Here is a 6477-nt window from a genome sequence, read left to right as displayed (position 1 = left end):
CGGCGGCCCGCTCGGCCTCCAGCTGCCGCGCGAGAGCCTCGCCCCGCGCCTGCTCGGCGCGCACGCGCTCCTTCGCCGTCTCGACGGCGAGCCGCGCCTCGACCTCGGCCTCCCGGGCCGCGTCCAGCTCGACCGAGAGCGCGTCGCGCGCCGACACGTCGAGGATCGGCCGCGGCCGTGACCGGGCGACCTCCAACTCCGACTTCGCGGTGTCCGCAGCGGACTCTGCCTCGGCGACCCGCTCGGCGGCCTGCTCCAGCGCGCGGCTCAACCGGTCGGACTCCGCGACGGAGCCCTCCAGCTGCACCTTGACCCGGTTGAGCCGTTCGGTCTGCGCGGCGAGCTGCGAGTCGAACTCGCGCAGCGCCGTCAAAGCGGTCTGGGACTGCTCCTTGGCCACCTGGAGGACGCCTCGCTGCTCGGCCAGCGCGAACCGCGCGCGGTCGATGAGGGACGTCACCTCGCCGAGCCGGTCCTCGGCCGCGTCGCGGTCGGCGATCAGCTCGATGCGGCTCTGCTTCGCCCCGGAGCCGCCGCGCAGCACGAAGTCGGTCAGCACCTCCCCGGTGCGGGTGATCAGGGTGACGGGACCGCCGAGCTTCCGCGCGCGGAATGCGTCCGCCGCAGCTCGGGCGGCGTCCAGGTCGTCCGCGATGGCGGTGAAGGCCAGCAGCCCGAGCACGCCGCTCGGCGCCTCCACGACCGACCGCGCGGGCACGACGCCGGCGACGCCGGTCAGGTCGACCTCCGGCGCCTCCGCGTCGGCGACCACGACCTCCACCCGGCCCAGGTCGTCGGCGGCGGCGTGCGCGACCGCGTCGAACGCGCTGTCCCTGCTCTCGGCCAGCACGGCGTCGGCGAGCGTGCCGAGCGCCGCCGCGACCGCGGCCTCGTGACCGGGGTGGACACGGATGTGCTCCGCGACCAGGCCGCGGACGCCGGCGAGCCGTGCGCCGACGAGCGCCGCCGAGCCGTCCTTCTGGTCCAGCGCAAGCGAGAGCGCCGAGGTGCGCGCCGCGAGGGCGTCCCGCTCGCGCTCCAGGGTGTGGAGGTCGTCGCGCAGCTTCTCGATGAGCGCTTCGGCCTCGAACACGTCGGCCTGGGCGAGCTCGTACGCCTCGTCCAGCGCGCCCTCGCCGAGGTCGGTGGTCGCCGCCTCGGCCTCCCGGGCGGCGAACTCGGCGCGGGCCTTCTCGAGCCGCTCGGTGGCGGCGTCCAGCGCGTTCTGCTGGCGCAGGACCTCGCCGCGCACCGCAGCGAGGCGCTGGGCGGCGGCGTCGGCCTGGCCGTTCAGCTTGCTGATCTCCAGGTCGTGCTTCGACACCAGCGCGCTCTGCGCCGCGATCTCGTCGTCCACCGAGTCCAGGCGCGCACGCGCGGCACGGGTCGCGGACTGCGCCGCCTGCCAGGCCTCGTCCGCCGCCACGACGGCGCCGCGCAGGCGCTCGACCTCGTCGGCGGCGTCCTGCACCATCTGCGGGCTGACCCGCGGCCCGTCGTCGGTCGACTCGGCCTGGCTGCCGAGCAGGGCGACGCGCTGCGTCGCGAGCGAGTACAGGTTGCGCAGCCGGTCCTGCGCCTGCTCCAAGGCGAAGGCGGTGCTGCGGGCGATATCCACCGCGTCGCCGATCTGCGCCTGCTCCAGCCGGGTGCGGCGCAGCTGCTTCTGCTCGAGCTGCTCCTGGAGGACGATCTGCTCGGTGTGCCGTTCGGCCTCCGTGCGGGTGTGGTCGTCGAGCGACCGGCGCAGCCCGACCACGTCGTCGGCGAGCAGGCGGGCTCGGGCGTCGCGGACGATCGCCGCGATGGTCTGCGCCTCGCGCGCGATCTCGGCCTGGTGGCCGAGCGGCTTGAGCTGCCGGCGCACCTCGCCGGCGAGGTCGCTCAGCCGGGTCAGATTGGTCTGCATCGCCTCGAGCTTGCGGAGCGTCTTCTCCTTGCGGCGGCGGTGCTTGAGGATGCCGGCAGCCTCCTCGATGAAGCCGCGGCGCTCCTCGGGGGTGGCGCGCAGCACGGCGTCGAGCTGGCCCTGGCCGACGATGACGTGCATCTCGCGGCCGAGTCCGGAGTCGCTGAGCAGCTCCTGCACGTCGAGCAGGCGGCAGGACTGGCCGTTGATCGCGTACTCGCTGCCGCCGTTGCGGAACAGCGTGCGCGAGATGGTGACCTCGGTGTACTCGATCGGGAGGGCGCCGTCGCTGTTGTCGATCGTGAGCTGGACCTCGGCGCGGCCGAGGGGTCCGCGGGTGGAGGTCCCGGCGAAGATGACGTCCTCCATCTTGCCGCCGCGAAGCGTCTTGGCGCCCTGCTCGCCCATCACCCAGGCGAGCGCATCCACCACGTTCGACTTGCCCGACCCATTGGGCCCGACAACGCACGTGACGCCCGGCTCAAACGCAAAAGTCGTCGCCGTCGCGAACGACTTGAACCCCTTGAGCGTAAGACTCTTCAAATACACGCTGCGAATCTACCCGAGCAGACGCGCCACCCCCGTTCCCCCTGCCGCCGAGCACAGGAAAAGTGCGCCGTTCCGGCTCGAAACAGCGCACTTTTCCTGTGCTCGACGGCGGTAGAGGGGGGGTCAGCCTACGCCGAGGTAGGCCTCTTTGATGGCGGGGTCGGCTAGGAGTTCGCGGCCGGTGCCGGAGCGGGTGATGCTGCCGGTCTCCAGGACGAAGGCCCGGTGGGCTCGGGCCAGGGCCTGGTTGGCGTTCTGCTCGACGAGCAGGACGGTGGTGCCCTGCTTGTTGATCTCGCTGACGATCGAGAAGATCTGCCGGATGAACTGCGGGGCCAGCCCCATCGAGGGCTCGTCCAGCAGCAGCAGCCGCGGGCTCGACATCAGCGCGCGCCCGATCGCGAGCATCTGCTGCTCACCTCCGGACATCGTGCCGCCGACCTGCGTCCGCCGTTCGGCGAGCCGCGGGAACAGCGCGAACACCCGGTCGAAGTCCGGCCCCATGTTGGAGCGGTCCTTGCGGCCGAACGCCCCCATGTCGAGGTTCTCCATCACCGTCATCCCCGGGAAGATACCGCGACCCTCCGGAGCCTGCGAGATGCCGCGGATGACCCGGATGTGCGCCTTCATCTTGGTGATGTCCTGGCCGTCGAACAGGATGGAGCCCTTCGACGGGTTCAGGATGCCGGAGATGGTCTTCATCGTGGTCGACTTGCCGGCGCCGTTCGCGCCGATCAGGCTGACGATCTCGCCCTCCTCGACGGAGAACGACATGTCGTGGATCGCCTCGATGCGCCCGTAGGACACACTGATGTTCTTCAGTTCAAGCAACGTCATCTTCGGGCTCCCCGAGGTAGGCGGCGATCACGCGCGGGTCGTTGCGGATCTCCAGGGGCACGTCGTCGGCCAGCTTGCGGCCGAACTCGAGCACCACGATGCGGTCCGTCACGCCCATGACCAGCTTCATGTCGTGTTCGATGAGGAGGACGGTGTACCCGTCGGCGCGGATGGTCCGGATGAGGTCCATCAGGTCCTCCTTCTCCGCCGGGTTGAAGCCGGCGGCCGGCTCGTCCAGGCAAAGCACCTTGGGGTCCGTCGCGAGGGCGCGCGCGATCTCCAGACGCCGCTGCGAACCGTACGGAAGCGACCGGGAGAGGTCGCCCGCGTGGTCCGCGATGCCCACGAACTCGAGCAGGGCCATGCCGCGCTCGATGGCGGACTTCTCCTCCCTGGTGTGCCGCGGGAGCCGCAGCAGCGCGCCGGGCACGGAGGTCCGGTGCCGGGCGTCCAGGCCCACGACCACGTTCTCCAGCGCCGTCATCTCGCCGAACAGCCGGATGTTCTGGAAGGTGCGCGCCAGGCCGAGCCGCGTGATCCGGTGCTGCTTCTGGCCTTTGATCGACTGGCCCTCCAGCAGCACGTCGCCGCTGGTCGGCTTGTAGACGCCGGTCATGGCGTTGAAGCAGGTGGTCTTGCCCGCGCCGTTCGGCCCGATCAGGCCGAGGATCTCGCCACGGCGGATGTCGAACGAGACGTCGTCGAGGGCGAGCAGGCCGCCGAACTTCACCGTGAGGTTGCGCACCTCCACAATGTTCTCGCCGACCTCGACCGCGATCTCCCGGTCGGGGGCGGCCGCCTCGGCGACCTCGAGGTCGACGCCCGCCGCCTCCAGCTCCTCCTCGTTGGCGCCGAGGACCGGCTCCTCCTCGGGGGCCTGCGGGGTCGGTTCGTTCGTGGTGGGTCCGTCGCTCATCGCGCGCCTCCCTTCGCCGCCTGGGCGACTCGTCGGTACGCATGGCGACCGTAGGCCAGGAGCTTCTGGCGCGCCGGGAACAGGCCCTGCGAGCGGAAGATCATGATCAGCACGAGCGCGACGCCGAAGATCAGGTACTTGTAGTCGGCGATCGCGGTGAATCGCAGCGGGATGTACGCCACGATCGCGCCACCGATCATCGCGCCGACCTTGTTGCCCGCGCCGCCGAGGACGACGGCCGCCAGGAACAGGATCGAGGTCTGGACGTCGAACTTCTGGTTGTTGACGAAGCCGACCTGCCCGGCGAACAGCGCTCCGGAGAGGCCGCCGACGCCGGCGCCGATCGCGAACGCCCACACCTTGTACTTGAAGGTCGGAACGCCCATGATCTCGGCGGCGTCCTCGTCCTCGCGGATGGCGATCCAGGCGCGGCCGACGCGGCTGCGCTCCAGGTTGCCGACCAGCAGCAGGATGACGATGATCACCGTCACGGTCAGCCAGTACCAGGGCACACCGTTGGAGTTGGAGAAGATCGGGATGCCCTTGTCGGTCTCGCCGGGCGGGTGGCCGACGTTCTGGAAGCCGACCTGGCCCTTCATCGCCGGGATGATCGTCGCGAGGATTCGCACGATCTCACCGAAGCCGAGCGTGACGATCGCCAGGTAGTCGCCGCGGAGGCGCAGGGTCGGCACGCCCAGGATCACGCCGAAGGTCATGGTGACCGCCATCGCGACCGGGATCGTCCACAGGTACGGGATCTTCAGGAACGGCGAGTCCGGACTGGTCAGCATGGCCGCCGTGTACGAACCGACCGCGAAGAACGCGACGTAGCCGAGGTCGAGGAGGCCGGCGTAGCCGACCACCACGTTCAGGCCGATCGCGATCAGGCCGTAGGTGGCCATCGCGAAGCACGCGAGCGGCCAGTCGTTGCCCGGCTCGGTGGTCAGGGGGAAGAAGTTCAGGTACGGCAGCGCGTACGCGAGCGCGACCACGATGAGCAGCCACGCCCACTGCACGGCCCGCGGGAGGCCGTTCCAGTAGTCGCGCAGCGGCTGCAGCGGACCCTTCTTCCGGTTGGCGCGTGCCGCCTCGAGGGCGTCATCGGCCTGCTCCGAGCGTCCGTCGGGGAGGACCTTGGGGCCTTCGGTGGTGCTCATGCGCGGCTCCTTCCGAGCGAGGTGCCCAGGATGCCGGTGGGCTTGACCAGCAGCACGAGCACCAGCACGACGAACGCGACGACGTCGGTCCACTGCGAGTCGCCCAGCAGGATCTGACCGTAGTTGCCGATGACGCCGAGCAGGAGGCCGCCGAGGAGGGCGCCGCGCACGTTGCCGATGCCGCCGAGGACGGCGGCGGCGAACGCCTTGACGCCGAGCACGAAGCCGCCGTTGTAGATCACGCCGGAGGGCACGAGCATCACGTAGAACAGCGCAGCGGCGCCGGCGAGGATACCGCCGGTGATGAAGGTGATCTGGATGATCCGCTCCTTGTTGACGCCCATCAGGGTGGCCGTGTCGGCGTCCTGGGCGACGGCGCGGATCCCGCGACCGGTGCGGGTGCGGCGGATGAACCAGTCGGTGGCGATCATCAGGATCACCGAGGCGACCACGATGATGATCTGCTGGCTGTTCACGATCGTCCCGAACACGTCGAAGATCGGCGTCGGGATGAACATCGTCACCGCCGGCTCCGCGTTCGCGCCCCGGATCAGGAAGATCAGGTACTGGATCGTGAACGAGGCGCCGATCGCCGTGATGAGGAACACGAGGCGGGGCGCGTTCCGTTTTCGCAGCGGCCGATAGGCCACGCGTTCGAGGACCCACGCGGTGAACGCGGACGCCGCCATGCCGACGAGAAGCGCGAGCAGGAGGTCGCCGACGATCGCGGCGGGGCTCAGGTTCGGTGCGCTCGGGCCGAAGCCGAGCGAAGTGAGGGTGATCACGACGCCGTACGCACCGACGATGAAGACCTCGGAGTGGGCGAAGTTGATCAGGTTCAGCACGCCGTAGACGAGCGTGTAGCCGACGGCGATCAGGCCGTAGATGGCGCCGAAGGTGAGGCCGTCGAAGGTGGCGCTCCAGAAGTTCTGGACGAGGGCGCCGACATCGAAGTTGATCCAGGAGTTGTCGAGGACGGGATGGACGAGGAGGAGGGTTTCGAGCATTCGAGCTTCCAGGTGTCAGTGCCGGATCGTCGTTGGTCCGGCTCAGGTCTTACGAGCGAGAGTCGAAACAAAGGTGCCGCGGGCCACGGTGGCCCGCGGCAC

5 protein-coding genes are annotated in these 6477 nt (G+C 70.0%); all 5 read right to left on the bottom strand.

Features of this window, described 5'->3' with window-relative positions; genetic code table 11:
* The coding region (locus tag AC3A3H_RS11055; RefSeq protein ID WP_487614607.1) for a chromosome segregation SMC family protein at positions 1-2458 on the bottom strand (2458 nt) is incomplete at its 3' end.
* Between the two features lie 123 nt (positions 2459-2581).
* On the bottom strand, positions 2582-3295 hold the full coding sequence (locus AC3A3H_RS11050; RefSeq protein ID WP_487614606.1) for an ABC transporter ATP-binding protein: 714 nt from the start codon (positions 3293-3295) through the stop codon (positions 2582-2584).
* Positions 3282-4211, bottom strand: a complete 930-nt coding sequence (locus tag AC3A3H_RS11045; RefSeq protein WP_487614605.1) for an ABC transporter ATP-binding protein — start codon at positions 4209-4211, stop codon at positions 3282-3284. Before AC3A3H_RS11045 ends, AC3A3H_RS11050 begins: the two co-directional genes overlap by 14 nt.
* The gene (locus AC3A3H_RS11040) at positions 4208-5368 is read right to left on the bottom strand and encodes a branched-chain amino acid ABC transporter permease (RefSeq protein ID WP_487614604.1); all 1161 of its coding nucleotides are present in this window, start codon (positions 5366-5368) and stop codon (positions 4208-4210) included. The genes AC3A3H_RS11045 and AC3A3H_RS11040 overlap by 4 nt, the downstream gene beginning before the upstream one ends.
* Complete coding sequence (locus tag AC3A3H_RS11035) at positions 5365-6375, bottom strand: branched-chain amino acid ABC transporter permease (RefSeq protein ID WP_487614603.1); 1011 nt, start codon at positions 6373-6375, stop codon at positions 5365-5367. Before AC3A3H_RS11035 ends, AC3A3H_RS11040 begins: the two co-directional genes overlap by 4 nt.
* Positions 6376-6477 lie beyond the last annotated feature (102 nt).

The organism is Leifsonia sp. Soil_N53 (assembly GCF_057655165.1).
Note: the sequence above shows the minus strand (reverse complement) of the source record. Positions and strands in the feature narration are given on the sequence as shown.